Annotated in this window: 24 protein-coding genes and 1 pseudogene; 9 read left to right on the top strand and 16 right to left on the bottom strand. The window is 70.3% G+C overall.

Annotated elements, in window-relative coordinates:
* Nucleotides 1-349 precede the first annotated feature (349 nt).
* The 8 genes from ABZV38_RS27595 to ABZV38_RS27630 all read right to left on the bottom strand — a co-directional run bounded on the left by ABZV38_RS27595 (nt 350) and on the right by ABZV38_RS27630 (nt 12,476).
* Nucleotides 350-1,033: a hypothetical protein gene (locus tag ABZV38_RS27595; protein ID WP_356331133.1), complete on the bottom strand. Its 684-nt coding sequence runs from the start codon at nt 1,031-1,033 to the stop codon at nt 350-352.
* Between the two features lie 781 nt (nt 1,034-1,814).
* Nucleotides 1,815-3,338 carry an aldehyde dehydrogenase family protein gene (locus tag ABZV38_RS27600; protein ID WP_356331134.1) on the bottom strand — a complete coding sequence of 508 codons (1,524 nt, stop codon included), beginning with the start codon at nt 3,336-3,338 and terminating at the stop codon, nt 1,815-1,817.
* 143 nt (nt 3,339-3,481) lie between these two features.
* Entirely contained in the window at nt 3,482-4,732 is a 1,251-nt protein-coding gene (locus ABZV38_RS27605) for a GAF domain-containing protein (RefSeq protein WP_356331135.1), read from the bottom strand.
* Nucleotides 4,733-4,828: 96 nt separating this feature from the next.
* A complete protein-coding gene (locus ABZV38_RS27610) occupies nt 4,829-5,422 on the bottom strand; it encodes a peptidoglycan recognition family protein (RefSeq protein ID WP_356331136.1) in 594 nt (197 codons plus the stop codon).
* A 50-nt stretch (nt 5,423-5,472) separates the two neighbouring features.
* The gene (locus ABZV38_RS27615) at nt 5,473-6,489 is read right to left on the bottom strand and encodes an acetamidase/formamidase family protein (protein WP_356331137.1); all 1,017 of its coding nucleotides are present in this window, start codon (nt 6,487-6,489) and stop codon (nt 5,473-5,475) included.
* A complete protein-coding gene (locus ABZV38_RS27620) occupies nt 6,486-7,973 on the bottom strand; it encodes an APC family permease (protein ID WP_356331138.1) in 1,488 nt (495 codons plus the stop codon). Before ABZV38_RS27620 ends, ABZV38_RS27615 begins: the two co-directional genes overlap by 4 nt.
* Nucleotides 7,974-8,163: 190 nt before the next feature.
* Nucleotides 8,164-9,576, bottom strand: coding sequence for an SWF or SNF family helicase (locus ABZV38_RS27625; protein WP_356331139.1), 1,413 nt, complete (start codon nt 9,574-9,576; stop codon nt 8,164-8,166).
* Nucleotides 9,573-12,476, bottom strand: a complete 2,904-nt coding sequence (locus tag ABZV38_RS27630) for a DEAD/DEAH box helicase (protein ID WP_356331140.1) — start codon at nt 12,474-12,476, stop codon at nt 9,573-9,575. Before ABZV38_RS27630 ends, ABZV38_RS27625 begins: the two co-directional genes overlap by 4 nt.
* A gap of 267 nt (nt 12,477-12,743) precedes the next feature.
* Between ABZV38_RS27630 and ABZV38_RS27635 the strand changes: the two genes are divergently transcribed.
* The 3 genes from ABZV38_RS27635 (at nt 12,744) to ABZV38_RS27645 (ending at nt 14,752) form a co-directional block, all read left to right on the top strand.
* Nucleotides 12,744-13,865: an acyl-CoA desaturase gene (locus tag ABZV38_RS27635; protein ID WP_356331141.1), complete on the top strand. Its 1,122-nt coding sequence runs from the start codon at nt 12,744-12,746 to the stop codon at nt 13,863-13,865.
* 127 nt (nt 13,866-13,992) lie between these two features.
* Nucleotides 13,993-14,175, top strand: coding sequence for a hypothetical protein (locus tag ABZV38_RS27640; RefSeq protein WP_356331142.1), 183 nt, complete (start codon nt 13,993-13,995; stop codon nt 14,173-14,175).
* Between the two features lie 34 nt (nt 14,176-14,209).
* Nucleotides 14,210-14,752 (top strand): MOSC domain-containing protein, encoded by a 543-nt coding sequence (locus ABZV38_RS27645; RefSeq protein ID WP_356331143.1) that lies wholly within the window; start codon nt 14,210-14,212, stop codon nt 14,750-14,752.
* Between the two features lie 78 nt (nt 14,753-14,830).
* Here the strand turns inward: ABZV38_RS27645 and ABZV38_RS27650 are convergent, their stop codons facing one another.
* The gene (locus ABZV38_RS27650; RefSeq protein WP_356331144.1) at nt 14,831-15,823 is read right to left on the bottom strand and encodes a hypothetical protein; all 993 of its coding nucleotides are present in this window, start codon (nt 15,821-15,823) and stop codon (nt 14,831-14,833) included.
* A 117-nt stretch (nt 15,824-15,940) separates the two neighbouring features.
* The gene (locus tag ABZV38_RS27655) at nt 15,941-16,249 is read right to left on the bottom strand and encodes a hypothetical protein (RefSeq protein ID WP_356331145.1); all 309 of its coding nucleotides are present in this window, start codon (nt 16,247-16,249) and stop codon (nt 15,941-15,943) included.
* Nucleotides 16,250-16,359: 110 nt separating this feature from the next.
* Here ABZV38_RS27655 and ABZV38_RS27660 point away from each other — a divergent pair, with 110 nt between their 5' ends.
* Nucleotides 16,360-17,262 carry an oxygenase MpaB family protein gene (locus ABZV38_RS27660; protein WP_356331146.1) on the top strand — a complete coding sequence of 301 codons (903 nt, stop codon included), beginning with the start codon at nt 16,360-16,362 and terminating at the stop codon, nt 17,260-17,262.
* A 35-nt stretch (nt 17,263-17,297) separates the two neighbouring features.
* Here the strand turns inward: ABZV38_RS27660 and ABZV38_RS27665 are convergent, their stop codons facing one another.
* Nucleotides 17,298-17,897 (bottom strand): methyltransferase domain-containing protein, encoded by a 600-nt coding sequence (locus ABZV38_RS27665; RefSeq protein ID WP_356331147.1) that lies wholly within the window; start codon nt 17,895-17,897, stop codon nt 17,298-17,300.
* A gap of 171 nt (nt 17,898-18,068) precedes the next feature.
* On the opposite strand from ABZV38_RS27665, the gene ABZV38_RS27670 reads away from it, so the two are divergent.
* The 4 genes from ABZV38_RS27670 (at nt 18,069) to ABZV38_RS27685 (ending at nt 22,597) form a co-directional block, all read left to right on the top strand.
* Nucleotides 18,069-18,938: an MHYT domain-containing protein gene (locus ABZV38_RS27670; protein WP_356331148.1), complete on the top strand. Its 870-nt coding sequence runs from the start codon at nt 18,069-18,071 to the stop codon at nt 18,936-18,938.
* A gap of 62 nt (nt 18,939-19,000) precedes the next feature.
* Nucleotides 19,001-21,706 carry a nitrate- and nitrite sensing domain-containing protein gene (locus tag ABZV38_RS27675; protein ID WP_356331149.1) on the top strand — a complete coding sequence of 902 codons (2,706 nt, stop codon included), beginning with the start codon at nt 19,001-19,003 and terminating at the stop codon, nt 21,704-21,706.
* A complete protein-coding gene (locus ABZV38_RS27680; RefSeq protein ID WP_356331150.1) occupies nt 21,703-22,140 on the top strand; it encodes a roadblock/LC7 domain-containing protein in 438 nt (145 codons plus the stop codon). The genes ABZV38_RS27675 and ABZV38_RS27680 overlap by 4 nt, the downstream gene beginning before the upstream one ends.
* A gap of 22 nt (nt 22,141-22,162) precedes the next feature.
* Complete coding sequence (locus ABZV38_RS27685) at nt 22,163-22,597, top strand: DUF742 domain-containing protein (RefSeq protein WP_356331173.1); 435 nt, start codon at nt 22,163-22,165, stop codon at nt 22,595-22,597.
* Between the two features lie 32 nt (nt 22,598-22,629).
* Here the strand turns inward: ABZV38_RS27685 and ABZV38_RS27690 are convergent.
* Together ABZV38_RS27690 and ABZV38_RS27695 are read right to left on the bottom strand one after the other, a co-directional pair.
* Nucleotides 22,630-22,731 (bottom strand): annotated as a pseudogene (locus ABZV38_RS27690) (chemical-damaging agent resistance protein C); the annotation flags it as partial.
* Nucleotides 22,732-22,842: 111 nt separating this feature from the next.
* The gene (locus ABZV38_RS27695; RefSeq protein WP_356331151.1) at nt 22,843-23,160 is read right to left on the bottom strand and encodes a twin-arginine translocase TatA/TatE family subunit; all 318 of its coding nucleotides are present in this window, start codon (nt 23,158-23,160) and stop codon (nt 22,843-22,845) included.
* Between the two features lie 48 nt (nt 23,161-23,208).
* On the opposite strand from ABZV38_RS27695, the gene ABZV38_RS27700 reads away from it, so the two are divergent.
* Nucleotides 23,209-24,639 (top strand): LCP family protein, encoded by a 1,431-nt coding sequence (locus ABZV38_RS27700; protein ID WP_356331174.1) that lies wholly within the window; start codon nt 23,209-23,211, stop codon nt 24,637-24,639.
* A gap of 40 nt (nt 24,640-24,679) precedes the next feature.
* Here the strand turns inward: ABZV38_RS27700 and ABZV38_RS27705 are convergent, their stop codons facing one another.
* From ABZV38_RS27705 to ABZV38_RS27715, 3 genes are all read right to left on the bottom strand, one after another.
* Complete coding sequence (locus ABZV38_RS27705; protein WP_356331152.1) at nt 24,680-25,174, bottom strand: GNAT family N-acetyltransferase; 495 nt, start codon at nt 25,172-25,174, stop codon at nt 24,680-24,682.
* Between the two features lie 47 nt (nt 25,175-25,221).
* Nucleotides 25,222-25,347 (bottom strand): hypothetical protein, encoded by a 126-nt coding sequence (locus tag ABZV38_RS27710; RefSeq protein WP_356331153.1) that lies wholly within the window; start codon nt 25,345-25,347, stop codon nt 25,222-25,224.
* Between the two features lie 65 nt (nt 25,348-25,412).
* Nucleotides 25,413-25,778 carry a metalloregulator ArsR/SmtB family transcription factor gene (locus ABZV38_RS27715; RefSeq protein WP_356331154.1) on the bottom strand — a complete coding sequence of 122 codons (366 nt, stop codon included), beginning with the start codon at nt 25,776-25,778 and terminating at the stop codon, nt 25,413-25,415.
* Nucleotides 25,779-26,030 lie beyond the last annotated feature (252 nt).

Here is a 26,030-nt window from a genome sequence, read left to right on the forward strand (position 1 = left end):
CCAGGAACACCACTGGCCATCAGCCTGGAATTCTGGTGGCCACGAACCGGGAGAACCCCCGGCCGCCCACCTGGGCATCCTGATGGCCGTTGACAGGTTTCCACGTGCTGCGGCACACCTACGCCCCGATCATGTTGGAGGCAGGCGAGTCTGTCGCCATGGGCGTCCAGCCACTCCAACGCGGGCGCAAAGTTGCACGTCAAAGCCTCGTGGTCCGGAAGTGTCCGCCCAGTTCGTGACAGCTGTGCGAGAACGGGCGAACGGGGAAGCCCCGCCGGGAACCATCCCGACCGGGCTTCTACGCAGAAGGAGTCTCGGTCCTCGTCCGTTCCGTGTCCGTCCGAGCGCGTCATCTCCGCTGGGCGGGCGCCGCCGGGTTCGGTACGCGTCGGTTGAAGACCCACACCCCTTGTGAGTGGGTGGCCCCCATGACCCGTCCCGAATCCCGCAGCCACGGACTCGCCCGCTGAAACGGTGCGAAGTTGTCGTTCGAGACGATGACCCCGCCGACCTCCTCGGCGATGCTGATCACCAGGGCGTCACCCCGGCCCTCGGTCCCGGCCGGAGGCTGTACGACGGTGCCCTCGGCGATGGCCGCCTCCACGCGAGGCCGCTCCTCGGGGGACACGTCGTGGCGAAGGGTGGGGTCGACCACCACGTGGATGTCGCGGTCAGCATGCTTGAACCGCAGCGACCGCACAGCCGCCTCCAACGCAGCGAAGCTCGGCCTGCCGCCCGCCGTGCGTGGAGGGCGGCCGTTCCAAGCGAGGTTGGATCCGTCGATGACGAGCGGCGGCGCCGCCGCGCTCACGTCGGCCGGCGGGGGAGAGGAATGTGGCGGGGCGGGGTTGGGCGCCGCGCCGTTGCCCTGGGGGCGGGCCTGCTGGGGATGGGTCGGCGTGGTCGTGGGCCGGACGGCCGGGGCCAGGGCGAGCAGCCGGTCGAGCTCCTTCTTCACTTCAGGCAGGACGTCGCGGCCCAGGTGCTTCGCCTGCTCGAGTCCGTTGCTCGCCAGCGGGGGCGGGGTCCTCATCTTGGGGCGTTCTTCGGCTGCATGTACTTCGCGGCTGTGCGGCCGGCTGAGGTCATCCATCTTCGGATCGATCAATGTCACTTGCCGAAGACTGGATGGGGGATGCTCAACCTCTCGGGCGGGGTTGTCACGTCTGGCAAGGAGTGGACCGACGACGGTGAGGTGCACGAGGTGCGCTCGCTCAAGCGTCGCGCGGCAAGCGCGACGCGACCCATTCCCATCCCGCCGCAATTCGTACGCATGCTGCGTGCCCATGTGAAACGGTTCGATGTGGCACCCGACGGTCGACTCTTCCGGAACCAGGCTGGCAACTACGTTGGACGCTGCCGCCTACGGCATCACGTGGGCGCGGGCCCGGGAGCACGCCCTGAATCGTACCGAGCGGACTTCTCGCCTGGCCAAGCGACCTTACGATCTCCGGCACGCCGGGATCTCGTTCTGGCTCTACTCCGGAGTGGACCCGGCCGAATGCGCCCGCCGCGCCGGTCAGAGCATCGAGGTTCTCTTTCGCCACTACGCCAAGTTCCTCGACGGCTTTCGAGAGTAGGCGAACCGCCTCATCGAGCAATCCATGAACGAGTGGCAGCGCGTCAGCCAAGGTGACGCACCCGAGGGCTGAACCGGGGGTTTGGTCCGTGACTGGTCCGGAAGCACTGGTCGGGAGGGGTACAGCAGTGGGAGGAAATGGGAGTTAGCACGCAAGCCGGGCTCGGTCGAGAGCGGGCTGAGTGAAAGGCGCCTGACGGGTGAAAGCCCAGGTCAGGCGCCTTTTCTCGTGCGTCTAGAAGAAGCCCAGCTTCTTCGGCGAGTACGACACCAGAAGATTCTTCGTCTGCTGGTAGTGCTCCAGCATCATCTTGTGGTTCTCCCTGCCGATCCCGGACTGCTTGTAGCCGCCGAAGGCCGCATGCGCGGGGTAGGCGTGGTAGCAGTTCGTCCAGACCCGGCCTGCCTGGATCGCGCGGCCCGCCCGGTACGCGGTGTTGATGTCACGGGTCCAGACGCCTGCCCCGAGGCCGTACAGCGTGTCGTTCGCCGTGCTGATCGCGTCGTCGAAGTCCGAGAAGGACGTCACCGCGACGACCGGGCCGAAGATCTCCTCCTGGAAGACCCGCATCCGGTTATCGCCCTCGAAGATGGTCGGCTGGACGTAGTAGCCGCCTGCCAGCTCGCCGTCGTACTCGATCTTCTGACCGCCCGACAGGACCTTTGCACCCTCCTGCTGGCCGATGTCCAGATAGGAAAGGATCTTCTGCAGCTGGTCGTTGGAGGCCTGCGCACCGATCATGGTGTCCGTGTCCAGCGGGTGGCCCGGCACGATCTTCTCAGTGCGGGCGATGCCTGCCTCCAGGAACTCGCTGTAGTGGCCGCGCTGGATCAGCGCACGCGACGGACAGGTGCACACCTCGCCCTGGTTGAGGGCGAACATCGTGAACCCTTCGAGGGCCTTGTCGCGGAAGTCGTCGTTCTCCGACCAGACGTCGTCGAAGAAGATGTTCGGCGACTTGCCACCCAGCTCCAGCGTCACCGGCTTGATGTTCTCGGAGGCGTACTGCATGATCAGCCGCCCGGTCGTGGTCTCGCCGGTGAAGGCGATCTTCGCGACCCGCGGGCTGGAGGCGAGCGGCTTGCCGGCCTCCGCGCCGAACCCGTTGACGATGTTGACGACACCCGGCGGCAGCAGATCGGCGACCAGGCTCAGCCACACATGGATGGAGGCCGGGGTCTGCTCGGCCGGCTTGAGGACCACCGCGTTGCCCGCGGCGAGCGCCGGGGCCAGCTTCCAGGTCGCCATCAGGATCGGGAAGTTCCACGGAATGATCTGAGCGACCACGCCGAGCGGCTCGTGGAAGTGGTACGCCACGGTGTCGTCGTCGATCTCGCTGAGCGAACCCTCCTGGGCCCGCAGCGCACCCGCGAAGTACCGGAAGTGGTCGATGGCGAGCGGGATGTCGGCGGCCAGGGTCTCCCGCACCGGCTTGCCGTTGTCCCAGCTCTCGGCGACTGCGAGTTCCTCCAGATGCGCCTCCATCCGGTCGGCGATCCGGTTGAGGACCGAGGCGCGCTCGCCGGCGGCCGTGGCTCCCCAGGCCGGTGCGGCTGCGTGTGCCGCGTCCAGGGCGCGTTCGATGTCCTCGGCCGTGCCGCGGGCGATTTCGGTGAACGGGCGGCCGTTGACGGGGCTCGGGTTCTCGAAGTACTGGCCGCCGGCCGGCGGGACGTACGTGCCGCCGATCCAGTGGTCGTAGCGGGACTCGTACGAGACGATGGCGCCCTCGGTGCCCGGCGCAGCGTAACGGGTCATCTCTGTGGCCTCCCGGATCCGGTGCCGCCCGCCGTTGGACGGCCCTCGGCGCGAGGCTAGGCAGCGCAACGTTGCAAGCCCGTTGCGCGCGGCGCAGTCGTGCTGGGCGTCGCGGTCCCCGGCTCCGATCCGCCGGACGGCGCTCAGCGCTGTTCGGCGTCGAGCTCGCGCGCCCTTGCCAGCAGCGCCGGCCGCTGCCCGGGCGGCGCTGCCGCGGCCAGTGCCTGCCACACCGGGAGGTCGTTCTCGCCCCACGGGCTGTACGCCCAGTCTGCCAGCAGTCCCGGGTCACCGCGTGCGATCAGTGATTGCCGCAGCTGATCGTCGAGTCGGCGCCTCAGCCGGGCGACGGAGGGTGCCTGTGAACCGGGCAGCAGCGGTCCCGCGTACGCGCTGAGCGCGGCTGCCACCGCGCCGGATGCCAGCCTGCGCGCCACGGTGTCGAAGTCGGCGTCGACCGGGGCGGCGAACCGGTACGGACGGGAGAGCAGCAGTGTGGGGCCGAGGAGCCTTCGCAGCCGGGAGAGTTCGGCCCGCAGTGTCACCGGAGTCACCGATTCGTCCTCGTACAGCTCGATGAGTAGTTCGTCGCCGCTCAGGCCCTCCGGGTGGCGGGCCAGCGTCACCAGTATCTCGCTGTGCCGCCTGCTGAGCCGGAGCTTGCGGCCGCCCGCGACGAGCAGTGCCTCGTCCCGGCCGAGTGCACTGAGCTGTACGGACTCCCTGGCGGGCGAGGGCGCGAGCAGTGCGAGCTGGGACTCGGCCGCGCGCGCCACCGCCTGGACGAACGCCAGACTGTGCGGGTGCGCGAGCCGGTTCCCGCCGGTGATGTCGACGGCGCCCAGCACCCGCCCTGTGCGCGGATCGTGCAGCGGCGCCGCGGCGCAGGTCCACTGTTGCACCGGCCGCAGGAAGTGCTCGGCGGCAAACACCTGTACCGGCCGGTCCACGGCGATCGCTGTCCCCGGTGCGTTCGTCCCGGCCACGGACTCGGACCAGCGAGCGCCTTCCACGAAGTTCATCCGCCCCGCGCGTCGTCGTGTCGTCTCGTGTCCTTCGACCCAGAGCAGCCTGCCGTGCGCATCGCACACCGCGAGGAGATGCTCGCCGTCCGTGGCGTACGCACTCATCAGTTCACGGATCACCGGCATGGCGCGGGCCAGCGGATGTCCCTCCCGGTAAGGTCCGAGCTCGTCCGCGCCCAGCTCGACCTGGGCCGCACCGTCCGGGCTGACCCGCGCCCGGGCGGAGCGTCGCCACGACTCGCCGACCACGGATCGTACCGGCAGCTCCAGCCGTCCCGCAGTGGTGAACACCTCGTGTGCGTGGCGCAGTTCGCCGAGCCGTTCGACGAGGTCCGTATCCGCGGTCAGGGCTATCCAGGGGTCCGTCAACTCACCCTCCCGTCCAGGGGTCGTGCACCCCCATCGTCGTCGCAGTCGGGCTCTGCGACAACCTCGGTGCGGAGAGCAGTCGTACGGGGCTGCGGGTCAGCCGGTGCTGAAGAGGTTGACGAGGCGGATGTAGCGCACCCAGTCCCAGTGGGGGCCGGGATCGGTGTGATCGGTGCCGGGTACCTGGGCGTGGCCGAGGATGTGCGCGCGGTCCTTGGGGATGCTGTAGCGGTCGCAGACCGACGCGGTCAGCAGCGCAGACTGCTCGTACAGCGTGTTGGTGAAGTACGTCGGCTGGTCCACCCAGCCCTCGTGCTCAATGCCGACACTGCGGGTGTTGTAGTCCCAATTACCAGCGTGCCAGCCGATGTTCTGCTCCCGGACGCACTGCGCGACGTATCCGTCCGCCGACCGCACCACATAGTGGGCGGAGACCTGTTTCGCCGGACTCTGGAAGATTCCGATGGTGTCCGAGAACGTCTCCTGCGTGACATGGAGGATCACGTACTGCACCGGATACGCCGAAGGACGCGTCGAGACCGTGTAGTTGGAGGTGGAGGCGGGCGTCCAGTGTGCGAGCGGATAGTCGGTGGATCCCGCCGCGGACGAGGCCATGGCGCGGGTGGAGGCCGGGACCATGGCGGCGGCAGCCGCCGCCACAGCGCCCTGGAGGATCCTTCTGCGGTGCATGAACGCTCCTGTGGGGGAGGAAGGGAGACCGGGGCCAGGCTGTTGCGGGTTCAGAGGGTGGGCAGCAGTGTGGCGGTCTCCCGCAGATGACGGTGCAGCCCACGATGAGGATCGCCTGCGGGCAGCCACTCCTTGCGGATCTTCGCCACACAGGTGTAGTTGGTGTCGCAGACATTGGCCAACGGAGCCTCACCGGCCTGGCTGATCAGCTGGTACGCGTCGAGCTCGGAGAGCCCGTAGTCACGTGCCAGCCACTGCACCAGGTCCAACTGCGAGATACGGAAGGCGTCTTCGAGGGGACGGGCGGAGCCGGTGGAGATCAGATGGGTGTCCGACTCGATCCGCGGCCACGGCGTTGCGACCCCCTTCAGCAGCTCGACCAGCACCACCGTGTTCATCGCGCACTCCACCGCGACCCCGCATGTCTCGCCCTCACCCTGCCGGGCATGGCCGTCGCCCAGACTCAACAGCGCACCCTCGACATTGACCCCCAGGTAGCAGGTGACCCCGGCCCGCATCTCGGGCGTGTCCATGTTTCCGCCGTGCGCGTCCGGCACCAGGGCGGACCGCACCTCCAGATTGGCCGGAGCCACCCCGACCGTGCCGTGCATAGGATCCATCGGCAGCTCCACCTGGATGTCGCTGTCCCGGGCGCTGAAGAGACAGGTGCGACGGGCCCGGTCGAGCTGCCACATCCACACCACCTCGGGCAGCGGGGCCTGCAGCGAAGCTGTCGTATGGGTGGAGGTGAGGGCGCCGAACAGCGGCACGGTCGTGGACGCCGCCCAGTCCCTGGCCGGTTCGATCGATACGAAGTGCACCGCGACGGTGTCGCCCGGCTCCGCCCCCACCACATGGAACGGACCGGTCTGCGGGTTGAGGAACGGGAACTCGCAGACGGCGGAGACCAGGTCCTTCTCCGAGCGCACCCGGCCCGCGAAGCAGTCCTCCGTGTACACATTGAGGAAGGTACCGGGCTCGATCCGGGCCACCGGCGCCGCACCGCCGAAGGTCCACGCGTACTCGCCCTCCTTGGGACGAACCGTCAGGATCTGTGGGTCGCTCATCGCTGTGCTGCTCCTGTTTCGATGTCGACGACGGCCTCCGGGGCCTCGTCCAGATGGATCCGTCCGGTCTGGGCCACCCGCTCCGGATGTCTGCGCACCAGCACCACCAGCACAACGATGCCGATGAGCATCCAGATACCGACGACCGGACCGGCGTACGAGACGGGGGCGCTGAGCTCCGAGACGAAGTCGAACACCGGGATCCCTGCGGCTGTCAGCAGCGCCGGTACGAACGCCGCGATGCCCAGCACCGGGAAGAGAAGATGGAGGACGGGGTTGAACGCGTCGCGGCGCCGGCGCAGGAAGTACCCGGCGCAGGCCAGGTTGACGACGATGTACACACCGATGATCACGGTCACGATGACGGTGGCCAGCAGCACGAACGCGGTCACCGGGTCATAGCCGAAGCCGAGCCCGAGCGTCGCTCCGACCGCGATCACGAACTGCGCGGTCACCCCGGTGACGGGGGAGCGCCGCCGCGGATGGAGCCGGGCGAACGCCTGCGGGAACACGCCGATGCGCCCCAGCGCGAAGGCCGTACGCGTCGACACATTCGCGCACGCGTTGGCGTTGGCGACGGTGGAGTTGACGACGGCGAGGAAGAGCAGCACCCAGAACAACCCGAACGAGGCACGGGCCACGCCTTCCCACGACGCCGCCCCCGAAGCGCCGAATCCGGCGAATTTGTCCGGCCCGAAGTAGACGGACATGGCGTACGTGGTGAGGACGTACACCAGGCCGATCGACAGCGCGGCGCCGAGCACCGCCCGGCGCATCGTGCGCCGCGGGTTCTTCGTCTCCTCGGCGAGCGGCGCCGCCGCCTCGAAGCCCGCGAACGCCAGCACGGTGTAGACGGAGCCCGCGAAGATCCCGCTGATGCCGTCGAAGCCGTCCGCGGTGTGCGACGTACCGAACACCGACAGGGTGTTGTCCGAGCCGGCCTGGCCGATCAGCAGCACCGCGAAGACGACGAAGACCAGCACCTCGAAGATGCCGAGTACGGTGCCGAAGCGGGCGGATGCCCGAACCCCGAAGTAGCCGGCGAGCGCGATGACGACCCCACCCAGCAGCGACCACGGCCACCACAGGTCCGCCGGGTACGACGACCACTCCTGGTGCAAGGTGCCCGCCGTCGTGAACCCGAGCTGGAGCAGCAGCAGCGCGGGCACCAGCGCCTCGACGAAGACATAGCCCCAGCCCACGAGGAAGCCGACGGTCGGATGCAGGCCCTGTGCGGAGTATGTGGCGACCGAACCGGCCGCCGGCAGGTGGCGGGCCAGCTCCGCGACGCACGACGCGGTGAACAGACAGGCCACCAGCGCCACGAGCACGGACAGGGGCAGACTGCCCCCGGCGAACGCGGCCCCGGACGGGATCGATGCGGCGATGGCGGCGGCGGGCGCCATCGCCGTGATGCTCTGGAAGAGAACTTCGCGCAGCCCGACGGCATCGCGCAGCAGTGTGGTTTCCGATTCCCCCGACACTCCGTGACTCCCTCTTGTCCGTTGACCGGAATGCGTTGTCCGATGTACGGCCGAGCGTCTCGCGCGCCCCACCGTACGGCCGCGACGCGGATGGCGGAAGACGGCATGCGGCCGAAAATCGTTGCGGCGCACGGGAGTTGGGGCAGTCGGATGCGGCGGCGCCCGGTGGGACGGGGCCCGCCGACGGTCGCTACCCCTTGCCGAGCGCTCCCGCCAGCGCCGCCGCCGGGTCGTCGTCCGACGGGCCCGCCGGAATCCAGCGCCCGCGCTCCTTGCGGTACGGCCACCAGCGCCCGTCCCGCCCGTACCGCAGCTGTACGTCGCCGCCCCCTACGGTCCACCGGTTGCGCACCGCCCGCAGCTGCGGACGCTCGCCGTCCTCCCATGCCTCGGCGAGCCGGCTGCGGGCCCGGGCGAGGGACTCCGGATCCGGTGCCCACTCCTCGTCGAGCACGGTGAGCGCGGCAGTCCCGCCGTAACCCCAGGCGCGCACCGCCGCATCGAGCTCGGCCCGCTGCCGCCCCGATCCGGTGGCCAGCCGTGTCATGATCCAGGGTTCGGGACGGGCATCGGCGCCCAGCCGTACGGCATCCTGCTCCGGCGTCAAATCGGCCTGCACCGGCTGCTGTTCATGGTCGGGCGCCAGGGCTTCCGCCAGCATCCGGTAAGCACGCACGGCACTGTCGGCCGCCAGCACTTCCAGGGCGGCCGGGTCGAGGCCGGGCTCCGGGCCGCTATCCGTGTCCAGCGACGGCGGGGGGCCGGGCTCGGCGGGCAGCGACGGCGGAGCGGGCAGCGGGGGCAGGATGTCCTGAGCGGCGAACGCCTCGTCGGCCCGTACACCGCGCGCACGCCGGTCCTCCGCCTCGGAGGGCTTCGCCGACGGCTGCCGCTGCGCGGCCCGGGCCGTGATCCGCGCCTGGAGATCGTCGAGCACCCGCCGCTCACCGCGCCCCCGCATCAGCAGCAGGACGAACGGGTCCTGGTCCAGCAGCCGCGCCACTTGGTAGCAGAGGGCGGCGGAGTGCGGACAGTGGTCCCACGCCTCGCAGGTGCACTCCGGCTCCAGATCACCGATCCCGGGCAGCAGATCCACCCCGGCCGCCGCCGCGTCCTCCACCAGATGCGGCGGCATCTCCCGGTCGAGGAGCGCGGCGATGTGCCCGGCCCGGTCGACGGCCATGCCCAGGAAGCGGTCCCACTCCTCCTCGCTCAGCTGCTGGAGCAGGACATCACTGCGGTACGGGGTCGCGTCCCGGTCCTGGACGACTGCGGTGATCCGCCCCGGCCGTACAGAGACCGCGCCGACCCTTCCCTCGCGGGCGAACCGGCGGCCCTTCTTGACCTGCTCGCCGTCGAGCGCCGTGTCTTCGAGGGCCTTCAGCCAGGCCCGGCCCCACCAGGACTCGGCGAAGCCGCGGCCCCGCGCGGGTGGCAGAGCGGCGAAGGTACGTTCCTGCCCCGGCACAGACACGTCGGCTCCGCCGCCGGCGGGGGCGAATCCGTCCCCCTCGTAACGGTTGTCCGCGTATCCGTCGCCGTCGTACTCGTCGCCCTCGTGCCCGTCGTTCGCGTATCCGTCGGTCTCATTCGTGTCGCTCATCGCGCGCCCCCTCGCAGCTGTACCAGATCGGCCAGTTCCGCATCCGTCAGCTCGGTCAGTGCCGTCTCACCGGAACCCAGCACCGCATCCGCGAGGCCCTGCTTGCGGGCCAGCATGTCGGCGATCCGGTCCTCGATCGTCCCCTCGGCGATCAGTCGGTGCACCTGCACCGGCTGGGTCTGCCCGATGCGGTACGCACGGTCGGTGGCCTGGGCCTCCACCGCCGGGTTCCACCAGCGGTCGAAGTGCACCACGTGGCCCGCCCGGGTGAGGTTGAGCCCCGTACCGGCCGCCTTCAGCGACAGCAGGAAGACCGGCGTCTCGCCCGCCTGGAACCGGTCCACCATGGCCTCGCGCTCGGCGACCGGAGTGCCGCCGTGCAGAAACTGGGTGCGTACCCCGCGCGCCGCCAGATGCTGTTCGAGCAGCCGCGCCATCTGTACGTACTGGGTGAACACGAGCACGCTCGCGTCCTCCGCGAGGATGGTGTCGAGCAGTTCGTCGAGGAGCTCGAGTTTTCCCGAACGGTCCGCGATCTGCGGATGTTCCTCCTTGAGGTACTGCGCCGGGTGGTTGCAGATCTGCTTCAGCGCCGTCAGCAGCTTCATCACCAGGCCGCGCCGGGCGAACCCGTCGGCGCCGGAGATCTCGGCCAGGGTCTCCCGTACCACCGCCTCGTACAGACCGGTCTGCTCCGCCGTCAGCGAGACCGCCCGGTCCGTCTCCGTCTTCGGCGGCAGCTCCGGAGCGATGCCCGGATCGGACTTGCGCCGCCGCAGCAGGAACGGGCGCACCAGGGAGGCGAGGCGTTCGGCCGCCGCCGGGTCGTTGCCGCCCTCCACCGCCCGCGCGTACCGGGTGCGGAACGTGCCGAGCCCGCCCAGCAGTCCGGGCGTCGTCCAGTCGAGGATCGCCCACAGCTCGGAGAGGTTGTTCTCCACGGGAGTGCCGGTGAGCGCCACCCGCGCCCGCGCGCCGATCGTCCGCAGCTGCTTCGCGGTCGCCGAGTACGGGTTCTTCACGTGCTGCGCCTCGTCGGCGACCACCATGGACCAGGCGGCCCCGGCGAGCTTCGCCGCGTCGAGCCGCATCGTGCCGTACGTGGTGAGGACGAACTCGCCGTCCAGCAGGCCCTCCAGGCTCCGGGACGCGCCGTGGAAGCGACGTACCGGTGTGCCGGGGGCGAACCTCTCGATCTCCCTCTGCCAGTTGCCCATCAGCGAGGTCGGACAGACCACCAGGGTCGGTCCGGCGGCCTCCTCGATGCTCTGACGGTGCAGATGCAGCGCGATGAGGGTGATGGTCTTGCCGAGGCCCATGTCGTCGGCGAGACAGCCGCCGAGGCCGAGCGAGGTCATGGTGTGCAGCCAGTTCAGACCGCGCAGCTGATAGTCGCGCAGCGTCGCGGCCAGTGCGGCGGGCTGACCGGCCGTCTGCTGCGCACCGGACTCCGGATCGGCGACCCGAGCCCGCAGTTGCTCCAGCCAGCCCGTCGCCTGCACGTCGACCCGGCGGCCGTCGACCTCGGTGGAACCGGTCAGTACGGCCCCGAGGGCATCGATCGGCGTGACCTTGCGGTCCTGCGTCTCGCGGGCACGATGTGCCTCGTCGGGGTCGATCAGCACCCACTGGTTGCGCAACCGGACGAGCGGCCTGCCGGCCTCGGCCAGCCGGTCCAGTTCGGCGCGGCTGAGCTTCTGGTCGCCGAGCGCGAACCACCAGTTGAACGCCAGCAGCGCGTCGGCCGACAGGAACGACGGGGCGTCGGACGCGGACTGTCTGTTCCCGGACTCACGGTCGCTGTCGCCGGGGTGCCCGCCTTCCCCGTCGTCCGGCGGGCCGATCACCGCGCGTGCGGTGAGCGTGCGGGCGAGCTCCTTGGGCCAGTGCACCTGGACCCCGGTCGCGGCGAGCGCCCGTGCGGCGGAACCGAGCAGTTCGGCAATCTCCTCGTCGGCCGGCTCGACGGAGTCCGGTACGGCGGCCGACAGCAGCGGAGTCAGCGGCGGCCAGGCCCGGGCGGCGCGACGCAGGGCGAGGAGGGCGTCCATCCGTGCCCGCGGACCGAACCCCGCAGCGGTGGGCGCCGTGTCCGCCCAGACGTCGGCGGCATCGGCGACCAGCGTCGGATCGCTGACGCTGTGGATCTGCAGGACCGCTCGGAAGGACGGCCCGGCACCGTGCTCGGCGTCCTCGTGAGCAGGGGTCAGACCGGTGACTTCGACGCGCAGCGAGAGCCGGACACCCGCGTCGTGCCCGGCCGCGACATCGGCGGCCCAGGCCCGGCGCTCGGGCAGACGCTGCGGCGCGTCGGCAGCGAAGGCCGGGCTTCCGGTGGCGAACACCGCGGCGGGCGTGCGCGGCAGCCCGTCGGCCACCGCGTCGAGGAACCCGCGCAGCAGTCGCTCCGGCTCCGGCAGCAGCACGGGTTCCACAGCCTCGTCGAGCGGCACGGCATGGGCGGTGGGCGGCATGGAAGCAGCGAGGTCACGGATCCGGTCGAGGTCGGCGGCAGTCAGCGGACCGGACCGCCAGGCGTCGTGGTCGGAGCCGCTCAGCCCCGGCAGCAGCAGTCCACGGGCGGCGAGTTGCAGGGCGAGGAGGGCGGCCGCGCCCCAGAACGCGGCCGAGGACGAGGCCTGCGCCGAGGCCCGTGCGCGGGTCAGTACGGGCAGTGCGGCCCGTACTGGCAGCAGCAGCGCCGGAACACCGTAGGGGCGCGCATCGGCTCCCACGACGGTCAGTTCCCCGACAGTCCCCGGCGCATCGGGCGGGCTGCTGCCGTCCGGAAACCAGAAGGCGACCCGGCCGGTACGGGAGGGATCCGCGGGAAGGAAGACGACGGAGCAGCGGGCGAGTGCGGAGATCTCGTCGAGGGTGGCCGCAGGGGGCCTGTGCACAGCGATGTGGATTCCTCAAATTTGACTAGTGGGGGCCAAGGCCGCCGAGGGTACTCCACCGGTGACGCCCTCCGGGAGGGGAATCGCCGTGATCCAGCTCACTTCGGCGACGCCTGCGGGCAGCCCGGTGCAGCCAGCACCCCTCTCCGGGGAGGGGGCTACCCCCCGAAACTCCGGGTGGTGGCGCCATGGTTGCCGCATGACCCCTGCCCATACGTTTCAACAGGTCAGAGCAGCTTCCCATGCCACTCAGAGACCGGAGACGACATGCCCCAGGCCGCAGTCACCGTCGCGGACCGCCCCCGCGACCGTGCCGGAAGCACGGACAGCAGCGACGGAAGTACGGCCCTCGGCGGACGCGCGGCAGCTGACAGGGGCGGAGGCAGCGACTTCGCGCCGCTCCTGCGGGCCGTAAGGGCGCAAGGACTCCTGGAGCGGCGCACCGGGTGGTACGCGGCCGTCATCACGGCCGATCTTCTCGCCCTGGGCGGCGTGCTCACCGGCCTGGTGTTCCTCGGTAACACCTGGTGGGCCTTGCTGCTCGCACTGCCGTTGGCGATTTTTTGGTCCCGTACCGCGTTCGTCGGCCACGACGCCGGACACGCCCAGATAACCGGCGACCGCCGGGCGAGCCGGGCCATCGGACTCGTCCACGCCAACCTCCTCCTCGGTATGAACGAGGCCTGGTGGAACGACAAACACGTGCGCCACCACGCCAACCCCAACCACATCGACAAAGACCCCGACGTCGGCGTCGGCGCCCTCGTCTGGTCGCAGAAGCAGGCGGCCCAGCGCGAAGGCTTCGCCCGCTGGCTCACCCGTAACCAGGCCCGGCTGTTCTTCCCGATGCTGCTCCTCGAAGGCATCGCCCTCAAGATCTCCGGCTTCCAGTACCTGCGGCAGCAGCCCGCCCGCGAGCGTGTCCTGTCGGCAGTGCTCCTCGTCGCCCACCTCGGGCTCTACGCGACGCTGCTGCTCACCGTGTTGTCCCCCGGCAAGGCCGTCGTCTTTGCGCTCGTGCACCACGCGCTGTTCGGACTCCACCTGGGCATGGCCTTCGCACCGAACCACAAGGGCATGGAGATGCCCGACCCCGAGGGCAACCGCTGGGGGCATCTCCAGCGACAGGTCCTCACCTCGCGCAACGTACGCGGCGCCCTCCTCACCGACTGGTTCCTCGGCGGGCTCAACTACCAGATCGAACACCACCTGTTCCCGAGCATGCCCCGCCCCCACCTTCGCCGGGCGCAGCCGTTGGTGCGGGCCCACTGCCAGTCGCTGGGCATGCCGTACGCGGAGACCGGGCCGGTCGAGTCCTACCGGCAGGCGCTGCAGCACATGCACGAAGTCGGCGAACCGCTGAGGCAACCTGCTGAGACGACTCGCTGAGCAACCCGCTCAGGTCAGTCGACTCGGGCACCCCATCGAGACAAGCGCTGGTGCAAGCTGGAACCGACAGGCCTGCACAGGCGTTCTCACAGCAGAAGCGGCTCGTGCCGCAAAGGAGGCGTGGACGATGTCGAACAGCGCAAAGATCGCCATCGGGGGAGTCGTCGCGGCTGTCATCCTGATGCCGTTCATCGGATTCTGGCTGTCGCTGGTGGTGCTGATCGGAGTGCCTGCGGTGGCCTATCTGATGCTGGATCCCTCCCAGCGGCGCAGGCTCCGCAGGATCACCCGCAAGGAAATCGGTCGCTGAGACGACAGGCCGAAGAGATGGAGGGTCTCCGTACATGAGCGGCACAGTCACCGTGGTGAGCAGCAACGGCACCTACACCTTCACCAAGCCGAACAGGGACAGCGTGACCCTGCTGGCCGGGCTCGGTGTCGAGGGGGACGTGCATGCGGGGGTCACGGTCAAGCACCGCTCCCGCGTTGCGCAGGACCCCACCCAGCCGAATCTGCGCCAGGTCCATCTGATCCACGAGGAGCTGTTCGAGGAGCTGCGTGAGGCGGGCTTCGAGGTAGCTCCCGGGGATCTGGGGGAGAACGTCACCACGCGCGGCATCGATCTCCTCGGCCTCCCCGTCGGCACGCTGCTGTTCCTCGGCGACGAAGCCGTCGTCGAGGTCACCGGCCTACGCAACCCGTGCCTGCAGATCGACAACTTCCAGGACGGCCTGCTGAAGCAGGTCGTGGGCCGGGACGCGGCGGGCAACATCGTGCGGAAGGCCGGGATCATGGGCATCGTCACGTCCGGCGGCACGGTCCGGCCGGGCGACCCGGTCAAGGTCGAGCTGCCCGCCGAGCCGCACCGGCCGCTGGACCGCGTGTAGCGAGCGAGCCGCACCGGCGCACCGCTCGTGCCCTGCGGGCCCTCGGTCACCGCCCGGCCGAGGCCTGAGCCCCGCGGCTCAGGCCGGCCGCACCGCGAGCGCGTCGAGTGCCTTCAGCAGACCGGGCAGAGCCGCCCCGCGTCCCACCGGCAGGACCTCGCCGGGTTCCTCGTCCAGCAGGACGAACGCGATGTCGTCGGTCCTCGCGACCAGGGACCAGCCGGGTCCGTCGGCGCGCAGGGTCCGCGCGCCGCCGGGGGCGAAGGAGGACCGGATCCGTCCGGGCGGCGGCGGGTTGTCGACGTAAGCATGGGCTTCCGCGAGAACGCGTCGCACACCGGGATGGCTTCCGGAGAGCGCGGTGGAGTGGGGCGAGTTCTCCCCTGCCGCATAGGCGGCCGAGTCCGTACCCGCGTCGGCACCGGTGTCATCTCCGGCATCCGACTCCTGGGCGCTGTCCGCACGGTCCGGACCGCTCGGGTCGTGCGAGCCGTCGGCCCCATCCCCGGCGTCCCCGCCATCCGCGTCATCGGCAACATCCGTGCCGTTCGACCCGGTGAACGTCGTCTCGTCGTCGATCTGGTCGCGCCACGCCGCCCACTGCAACGCGATCTCGTCCGCGCCCAGCCGCCGCTGCGCCGGCCCCCACGTCTCGGTGTCGGGCGGGGTGAGCGGCGGCAGATCGGTGCCCTCGGCCTCCGGGTCCGGCTGCGGGTCATGGGGTGCGGGCACCCCCGGTGCCGCGACCGCCAGTGCGAGGGGCCAGCCGGGGAGCGCGCAGACCACCGAGCGGTCATCGGGGGAGAGGTCGTACTCCATGCCGCAGTCCCACGAGGCGATGGCGACGGCGACCAGCGACACGTCGTCGACGACGACGGTCCACCGGGCACCGTCGCCGTCCTGGCCGAGGACGAGTCCGTAGCCCTCGGCGTACGGTTCGAGGCCGAGTGCTGCACAGGCCGCCGGGTAGTCGTCACCGAGCACGCTCGGGAACTGCGCGGGTGTGAGCAGCACCGCGGTCAGCACATACAGTGCGTCGTCCTCGGCGACCGCGTCGTCCGTCCCGGCCACAGCACTCTCCTCGTCCCTCATGGTATTCCGTCGGCGCACCATAACCAGTGGGTAACCCGGTCGTCGAGGCCCTGACAAGGGAAGACCCATCGTGCGTGGTCGAGCGGACGGTGCGGTTCAGTCGGCGGGCAGGCCGAGCAGCCTACGGGCCACGACCTGCGGCGACTGACCGCGCTCGCGCGCCAGTGCGACTACGGCCCGGCAGGCCAGCTCATTGACTCCGAAGGAGAGTGCCTCGGGCGACACCCAGCCGCTCGCCTCGTCCATCCGGTCCTGGTCGTCCTCCGCACACGCCGACACATAGCCGGCGGCCGCCTCGAACAGATTGTGCTGCTTGGGCCGGTGTTCCTCGTGCGGTGCCACGGGCCGCCCGGCCTTGCGGCCGGAGGAGACCACCTTCCGCAGACTGCCGAACATGTCGATCATGGGGACCGCCTTCCCTGGGAAGCCGTGCACGCAAGCTGTGTTCGTACGTACTTACGGTCTTCCCCCTCGACGTAGAGTTGGACCTCAGACCGAGGAACGGGGACCGCGCGGTGAAGCGATACGACCGGCTGAAGGAGATCCAGCGTCTCGATCCGGAACGGAACTTCCTGGAGATCTACCGGCTCACGGCCACCTACGAGTTCCCCTGGGATATCACTCGGGCCCTCGAACTGGCCCTCTACCGAACATACGCCGTCCCCAGCATCGGCCGACTTCTTGCCGAGACAGCAGAGTTGACGGACCGCTCGCAGATGCGGTACGACGACACCGCGCTCCTCCTCGACGCCGTCGTGGAGCACGGTTTCGACAGCGATTCGGGGCGTACGGCGATCCGCCGGATCAATCAGATGCACCGCAGCTACGACATCAGCAACGACGACATGCGCTATGTGCTGTGTACGTTCGTCGTCGTCCCGAAGCGCTGGATCGACAGGTACGGCTGGCGCCGGCTCTCCGACCATGAACTGCAGGCGTTCGCCGTCTACTACCGCACCCTGGGCGCCCACATGGGCATCAGGGGCGTGCCTCAGACGTTCGAGGAGTTCGAGCGCACTCTCGACGCGTACGAGGACGAGCACTTCGGGTGGGACGAGGGAGCGCGCAAGGTTTCCGACGCCACGCTGGCGCTGATGGGCTCCTGGTATCCGAGCCCGCTCGCACCCGTCGTACGCAAGGCGAGCCTGGCGCTCCTCGACGATGCGCTGCTGCAGGTCTTCCGCTACGAACGTCCCGGCCCCGTCGCCCGTGGTCTCACCCGCGGCGCGCTGCGGCTGCGGGCGCGCGCCGTGCGGCTGCTGCCGCCCCGCTCCACCGCGCACTACGCGCGGCAGAACCCGGAGATCAAGGGCTACCCGGACGGCTACGAGGTCGCCGCGCTCGGTACGTTCCCGACCCCCGGCACCGGAGGCTGCCCGGTCCCGCACAACCGGCGGCCGGGCGCACCGGTCGAGTAGACCCAGCGGCCGCGCCCGCTCGGCCCGCCCGCCGGTCAGTCCGCCCGTACGGCGCGTGCGAGGAATCGGGCATCCTCATCGATGTACGAGTCCAACCGCCAGCCCGAACGAGCCAGCAGCGGCCGGAGGTTGGGCTCTGCCCGCAGATCGTCGTCCGTGATCCGGCGGCCGTGGCGCGCCGCGAGCGCGGCGCGGCCGATCGGGTGGAACAGCGCCAGCTGCCCGCCGGGCCGAACGACGCGCGCCAGCTCGGCCAGGTCCGGTCCGGGGTGTGACAGGTGCGAGATGAGCCCGGCACCGAACACCGCGTCGAGGGAGGCGGTCCGCAGCGGCAGCCGGGCCACATCGGCGAGCAGCAGCCGACCGCTCCGGTCGCGTCCGGCCCGTACCGCCGCCCGGAGCATCGCCGGGGTGAGATCCGCGCCCAGAACCGTGCCCCGCGGCCCGACGGCGTCGCGCAGCGCGGGCAGCGCCCGTCCGGTACCGCATCCCGCGTCCAGCGCGGCGTCGCCGGGGCGCAGCCCGAGTGCTTCGACGGCGACCGCATAGGCAGGACCGTCGTCGGGGAAGCGGGTGTCCCAGTCCGCGGCGCGGGCGGTGAAGAAGTCCTGGACATGCGTGTGGTCATCGGCCATACGCACATGATTGCGCAGCGACCGCCGGAGCGAAATGGAACGAAACCACGGGAATCGGCGTGCACGTTCGAGCACTGTGCGATCGTTCGGGGACATTTCTCTGTCATATTCCGGCAGCTTTCGAAATGCGCCCCAGGCGTGCGCCCCCATCGCGACTAGCGTCCCCGATTCATGGGACACCTGGACCACGCCACCTTCGGCTGGCTGACACCTGCGCTGTCGTACGCGATGGCAGTGATCGGCGCGGCGCTCGGACTGAGCTGCACCGTGCGCGCACTCGATACGAGCGGCCGTTCGCGCCGCAACTGGCTGATAGCAGCCGCATCCGCCCTCGGCACCGGCATCTGGACGATGCACTTCGTCGCGATGCTCGGCTTCGGCGTGACCGGCACCGACATCCGTTACAACGTGCCGCTGACCCTGCTCAGCCTGCTCGGCGCCATGGTGGTGGTCGGCTGCGGTATTTTCGCCGTCGGCTACAGCCGCGACCGCACCAGGGCACTGCTCGTCGGAGGGTTCGGCACCGGACTCGGCGTCGCCAGCATGCACTACCTCGGCATGGTGGCACTGCGGCTGCACGGCACGATCCACTACGACCCGCTGCGGGTCGCACTCTCCGTCGTCATCGCCGTCGTCGCCGCGACGGCGGCCCTGTGGGCGGCGCTGAACATCAAGTCGTCGCGTGCCGTCGCCCTCGCATCGCTCGTCATGGGCGCGGCGGTCAGCTGCATGCACTACACGGGCATGATGGCCGTCGGCGTCAGCGTCACCCCCTCCGGTACGGAACTCCCCGGGGCGACGACGATGCAGTTCATTTTCCCTCTGGCCGTCGGACTGGGCTCGTACCTCTTCCTGACGTCGGCGTTCGTCGCCCTCTCGCCGACGGCCCGGGAGCGTGCTGCGTACGTCTCCGCCGAGCGCACTGCGGAACCCGCCGAAGCGGACGCCGTGGCCCCGGGGCGACTCACCCCACGCGGACGCGATCCCCGGACACGGCGTGACCCGCGCGGCCACGACCCGTCGCCCGCCGCCACGCCCTGACGCCGCGGCCCGCCGGCGTCCATATCACTCCTGCCCAGCTCCACACCCGGAACGAGGAGGCCATGCGCCCACCCCGCACGACCCCGGACCCCGGCGCGACGGCCGCCGCACGGCCCAGCGCCCAGCTCTCGCCCCAGCCCTCGCCCGAGTCCTCGCCCTCGCCCGAGTCCTCGCCCCCGCCCGAGTCCTCGCCCCCGCCCGCGGCGCGCGGACGACGCGCGCACGCGGGGCCGCCGGCCGACGAGAGCGCCGATCACGAGGTGCGGCTGCTGCTGACGCAGGACACATCCGGGCCACGCGGACGCTGGACACTGCGCCCGAGGACCGTACGCGCGAAGATCGTCTCGCTACTGATGGTGCCCGTGGTCTCGCTGCTCGCCCTCTGGGGTTTCGCCACCGTCAACACGGCCCAGGACGTGGCGCGGCTACGGCAGTTGCAGCTGGTCGACGAAGAGGTCCGGGCCCCGATATCGGCCGCTGTCGCCGCACTCCAGGCCGAACGAAGAGGTGCCCTGCTCCAGACCGTCGCCCCCAGCAGCGCCCGCGCCGCCGCCCTGGAACAGCAGGCCGGCCGCACGGATAGCGCGCTCGCTGCCCTGCGACTCGACAAACAGCACACCATCGCCGACACGGGCAACCTTCAGGCGGGCGTCGCCGACCGGCTCGACCGGTTCCTCGAACGCACCCACGAACTGCGCACAGCGGGCGACCGGGACCGGGACGGGAAGCAGGAGAGCGACGAGAACGCGGTGTTCGACCGGTACACCCGGGCCGTCACCGCGGGCTTCGCCGTCTCCGGCGCGCTGACCGGCATCCAGGACGACGCTCTCGGATCCGACGCACGGGTCCTGCTCGAACTGGCCCGCGCCGACGAGATGCTGGCCCGGGAGGACGCCCTGCTCGCCACGGCCGGCCTCACCAAGAGCCTCGACCGCCATCAACTGGTGCAGTTCACCGGAGCGGTGGAGACCCGCAGGAATCTCATCGAGAGCGCGGGCGCCGACCTGCCGGCCACCGAACGCGTCACCTGGCAGAAGTTCACGGACCGGTCCGCATACCGCCGGATCGAGGCGGCCGAGGATCAGGTGCTGGCGGCATCACCCGGGCAGGAAGCCGCACGGGCGGTGAACACCGCCGACTGGGAAACAGCCGCCGCGAGTGTACGGAGCGAACTGCGCACCATCGGCACCCACGCCGCAGAAGGGGCGGCGAAGCGTACCGACCCGCTGACCCGTGGCCTGTTCAGCCCGTCCGGCGCGGCCGTCCTTTTCGGCTGCGTCGCCGTTGCCGCCTCGCTGGTCATCTCCGTACGCATCGGCCGCGCGCTCGTCGTCGAACTCGTCAGTCTCCGCAACAGCGCACTGGAGATCGCCCGCCGCAAACTGCCCCGCGCCATGCAACGACTCCGGGCCGGCGAGGAGCTCGACATCCAGGCCGAGGCCCCGCCCGGCCTGGCCCCTCACGACGAGATCGGACAGGTCGGCGAGGCCCTCGGCACCGTGCACCGGGCCGCCCTCACCGCCGCCGTCGAACGAGCCGAACTGGCCGACGGCATCTCCGGAGTCTTCGTCAACCTCGCCCGCCGCAGCCAGGTGCTGGTCCACCGCCAGCTCAACCTCCTCGACAGCATGGAGCGCCGCGCCGACGACCCCGACGAACTGAGCAACCTGTTCCGCCTCGACCACCTCACCACCCGGATGCGGCGGCACGCGGAGAGCCTGATCATCCTGTCCGGCGCGGCCCCCGGGCGTGCGTGGCGGATGCCCGTACCGCTGACCAATGTCGTACGCGCGGCCGTCTCCGAGATCGAGGACTATGCCCGGGTGGAGGTACGGCAACTGCCCGACGCCGCGGTCAAGGGTGCGGCGGTCGCCGACCTCACCCACCTCCTCGCCGAACTCGTCGAGAACGCCGCGCAGTTCTCACCGCCACACACCAAGGTGCGGATCAGCGGCGAGCCCGTCGGCAACGGCTACGCCCTGGAGATCGAGGACCGCGGACTCGGCATGGGCAACGAGCTCCTCGGCGAGGCCAACCGGCGCATCGAGCAGGCGGAGGCCCTCGATCTCTTCGACAGCGACCGACTCGGCCTCTTCGTGGTCAGCAGGCTCTCGGTCCGGCACCACATCAAGGTCAAGCTGCGCACCTCACCGTACGGCGGAACGACCGCGGTGGTCCTGTTGCCGACCGCTCTGCTGCAGAGTGCACTTCCGGCGGGCAAGGATGCGGCCGCACCGGAGAAGACAACGGTCGAGCGCCGACGCGACGGCGACGGCGACGGTGACCGTGTGCCGCTCGGATCCGGACCGGGCCCGCGTGCGGTGCGCCCCCAGGCCACGGCGTTCCCCGCCCCGGCGCCGGTGCACGCCCTCGAATCCCGGACAGGTACCCCGGCCGGCGTCACCTCGCTGCGCCCGCGTGCCCGCAGAACCGACGCGGACGGGACAGAGGCCAGGACCGAGGTCAGGCCGACGCCCCGGAGCGAGAGCAGCAACCCGGACGACGACGGCACACTGCCCCGCCGTGTACGGCAGGCCAGCCTCGTTCCGCAACTGCGCGAGGAGCCCCGTCCCGAACCGGCCCGACGCGACGACGGAAGCGGCACGGACAGCCCGGTGGAGCGCACCCCGGAGCAGGCCAGGGACCGGATGACCGCCTACCGCAACGGCTGGGTACGCGGCGGCGGCTCCGCCCCCGGCACGCCCGCACACCTCCGGACCACCACCGAACCCCGCCACCGCCCCGGCAGCGAAGGAGACTACGCATGATTGCGAACGAGAGGACAGAGGTGCACCGGAGCTCGGGCGAACTCGACTGGCTGCTGGACGATCTGGTGGCCCGGGTCGGCGAAGTCCGGCACGCCGTCGTGCTCTCCAACGACGGTCTGGCCGTGGGCGCCTCCAGCGCGCTCAGCCGCGAGGACGCCGAGCATCTGGCGGCGGTGGCCTCCGGTTTCCACAGCCTCGCGAAGGGCGCCGGACGGCACTTCCAGGCCGGAGACGTACGCCAGACGATGGTCGAGATGGACGAGGGCTTCCTGTTCGTCGCGGCCGCGGGGGACGGCTCCTGCCTCGCCGTACTGAGTACGGCCTTCGCCGATATCGGCCTGGTCGCCTATGAGATGGCCCGCCTCGTCAAACGGGTCGGCGAGCATCTGGGTACCCCGCCGCGGCTCACCGCACCCCCGTCCCCGGCCGGCTGAGAGTGCGGAGACAGCAGTGGACTTGACCAGCGAGGGTCCGGGAAGCTCCCAGCGCTTCCCGGACCCGCTCGAACTGCCGGGCAGCCAGTGGTACGACGCCGAAGCAGGGCCCCTGGTCCGCCCGTACGCCATGACGGGCGGACGGACCGAACCGGGCCCCAACGGGGTGCACTTCGACCTGATCGCACTCGTCGCCGTCGCCGACAACGCACCGGACAGCTCCGAGGAGCGCCTGCTGGGCCCCGAACACCGCGCCCTGCTCACCCTGTGCCGATCCGAGACCCAGTCCGTCGCGGAGCTCGCCGCCGACGCCGACCTCCCCGTCGGTGTCGTCCGCGTACTCCTCGGGGATCTGCTCGAAGCCGGCTATGTGCGAGTCAGCCGCCCGGTACCGCCCGCACAACTGCCCGACGAGCGAATCCTTCGCGAGGTGATCAACGGGCTGCGGGCGCTGTGAACCACCGCTCCAGGAGGCCGCCCCAGGAAGCAGACATCGACGCCGGAGTCGGACGGGATACCAGCGGGGCCCGACGCGTACCGTCGGCCCACCGCGCGGAACTTCCTCGCGGCGCCGTGCCGGAACAGCTCCCCGGACGCCCTCGCCCTCACCCGTCGTCCACACGTCCCAGCCCGGACCGTCCGTCACCACGGTCAGCCCGGGCGCGGTACCGCGCCGCCCGGCTCACCGTGGCTCGTCCTCCGTCATGAGCATCGCCCCACGCTTTTCAGGATCCGCATGGACGTGCCCGGGGTACGGGCGATGTCCGGCAGTTTCTCCGATCCGGACAGCGCGATGAGTACAACCGCGACAATCAAGAAGTGCCAGGGCTCAAGGCCGTTGCGCAGCACCTGTGTTCCGGAACCGGCGGATGCGGGCAGCTGCGAGGGGTCCGTTGATCCACTTGCACGGCGATACTTGCTAGATTGCGCAACTGTACAACTGTGGGGCGGGGTCGTACGTCTTCCTCCACGGAAGGCGGCAGGCCGGACGGGGCGAGGTGACCAATGACGGGCAGTCACAAGGTGGCGGCAGGCTCACAACGGGGCTGCCGGCTGGGGCGCACCGCGATGATGGGGTTGTCGTTCCTCGTCCTGCTCGTCGCGGGAGTCGGCTGGGGCTACCTCAAGCTGACCGGCCAGATCGACACCTTCAGCGCGGACGGGATCTCCGGTGACCGGCCACCCGCCTCGTCGAACGGACAGAACGTCCTCGTCATCGGATCGGATTCACGCTCCGGTGCCAACAGGAAGCTGGGCGGTGGCAAGGGCACCGTGGGCCGCTCCGACACCGCGTTCCTGCTCCATGTGTATGCCGACCACCGGCACGCGGTCGCCGTGTCCATTCCCCGTGACGCCCTCGTCGACATCCCGGCGTGCAAGACGCCCTCCGGCGACTGGACCGCACCGCAGTACCACGTCATGTTCAACGGAGCGTTCTCGGTGGGGGACACCGCCGAGGGAAACCCGGCCTGCACCCAGAACACAGTGGAGCAGCTCACCGGCCTGCGCGTCGACCACACCATCGTGGTGGACTTCTCCGGCTTCGCCGCCCTGACGTCGGCGGTCGGCGGAGTCCCGGTCTGTCTGCCGCAGGACATCTACGAGCGCGACCTCAGCCCGAACCGGCCCACGCGCGGCGCCCTGGTCTTCGCCAAGGGCCCCCAGACCGTCTCCGGGCAGCGCGCGCTCGACTACGTCCGGATCCGGCACGGCATCGGCGACGGCTCCGACATCGGACGGATCAAACGCCAGCAGGCATTCATCGGCTCCCTCATCAAGAAGGTCAAGTCCCGGGGCCTGAACCCCACCACCCTGTTGCCGCTCGCCACCGCGGCGACCGACTCGATGACCGTCGACCCCGGCCTCGGCTCGGCCGACCGGCTGCTGTCGTTCGCCATGTCGATGAAGAACATCGATCTGCGCAACACCAAGTTCGTCACCGTCCCGTGGCGTTACGAGGGCGCGCGCGTCGCGATCGTCGAGCCGGACGCCGACGCGCTGTGGGCGGCGCTCAAGGCCGACCGTACGATCGACGGCCAGGATGCCAGCGGCAAGGGCGAGGGCGGCCATGGCGGCAATGGTTCGGGTGATGCGTCATCGTCGCCCGCCGCCCCGGCCGCGATCTCCGGCACGGGCATCAGCCTGGCCGTCTACAACGGCACCACGGTCACCGGACTCGCGGCCCGAGCCGCCGAACTCCTGCGCGCCCACGGCTTCACCGTCACCGGCACGGCGACAGCGAGCACCCAGGACCACATCTCGACCGTCATCGAGTACGGGCCAGGTCGCCAGAGCGAGGCAGAGACCACCGCGCGACTCTTCGCGGGGGCGCGGACCACGGCCTCGGACACCCCGGGCATCCAAGTGATCCTCGGCAGCTCATACGCTCAGAATCCGTCCCCCGCCGCGTCCACGACGCCCGGGACCGCTTCGACCACCGTCGGTGACGGGGTCCGGTCGGCCGACGAAGATCTGTGCGCCGACCTCTCCTACGGCTGACCGGGCCCGGTCCCATCGGTCGGCGCGGAACAGCGGGCGGTCACGCCCCTGTACGGAGCTGTAGTGCAGGGTGCCGAGGCGCCGCGAAGCCGAACGACTCGTACAGAGCCAAGCCGTCCCCGGTGGCATGGAGATCGACGACCGTGACCGGAGTCTCCTCACGGAACCAGGTGAGCAACGCGTCGAGACACGCCCGGGCATACCCACGGCGCCGACGGCGGGGATCGGTGCTGACATTGGAGATGTGCCCATGCAGCCCGCTGGGATTGGTCGGGCTGGGCGCGTGCCCATCGCACGCACCGACCGCACTCGCCACGACACCGAGCTCGGGATCGTCGATCAGGAACGCGGCGAACTCGTCCGGCAGCCGCAGCCTCTCGGAGAACCACAGCGCCGACGCCGCCCGCCACGGCGCATCGACGTCACCGGTCTGCATTCCCATGTCCGACAGCATCAGTGCTCGCATCCGCACCAGCGCGGGCACATCGCCGAAGGCCGCGCGACGCACGCACACATCGATGTGCTGCACGCTCATGCGCATCTCCATTTCTGCAGGCAGCGGCTACGGGCCGCTCTCAGCCCCTACGCGTACAGCGCGACCACCGTGGCGAGCAACGGATAATTGAGCGGCGGCAGCAGGACACCGAACGTTGCGGCCAGGAGCCAGGAGCCAGGAGCCAGGAGCCAGGAGCCCTGCGCACGAAGCACTCCTGCGCCGGAGAGGCAGAGCCATCGGGGCCGGTCCGGCCGGAGATCCTGCGGCTGCGGTGCTCTCAGGCGCCGAGGTCACGGAGGCGTACCCGCTGCGCAGGCGCGCGCCCGGCCCGTGCGGCAAGCTGGCCGACCATCAGCTGCACGACTGTCACCACATCGGGATCGTCCACCAGATACACCTGCCGGCGGCCCTCGCGCCGCGACCGCACGAGACCGGCCAGTTTCAATTTCGTCAGATGCTGGCTGACCGACGGCAGCGTGCCGCCCACCAGTTCCGCCAGACCGGTCACATCACTCTCGCCCTGCGACAGCGCCCAGACGATGTGCAGGCGCGCCGGCGTCGCAAGCAGGCCGAAGGCCGCGGCCGCCTCCGCCAGTACCTCCGCGGGCGGATCCTCGAAGCCGCCGCCGGCACGTGTCGACACTCTTGCTCTCCTGTCCGCCCGGACTGTATCCCCGTGCACCGAAGCGACCAGTGTAGGCGCCGGACGCGAAGGCTCCGAGGCCCGAACGCACGACCGCGCCGGGATCAGGTCTGGCTGGAACCACGCTCCAATTCGGCTCAAACAGTGATCTCAAACGGACATTGAGCGGCCTCTGTCCGGCCACTCCGGTCAAAATCCGATCACGTTGCTCGGTGTAGGGCCCCTGCTTGCCATGCTGTCACCCGTACCGCA

The organism is Streptomyces sp. NPDC005181 (assembly GCF_040608395.1).
In the GTDB taxonomy this organism is placed as follows: Bacteria; Actinomycetota; Actinomycetes; order Streptomycetales; family Streptomycetaceae; genus Streptomyces.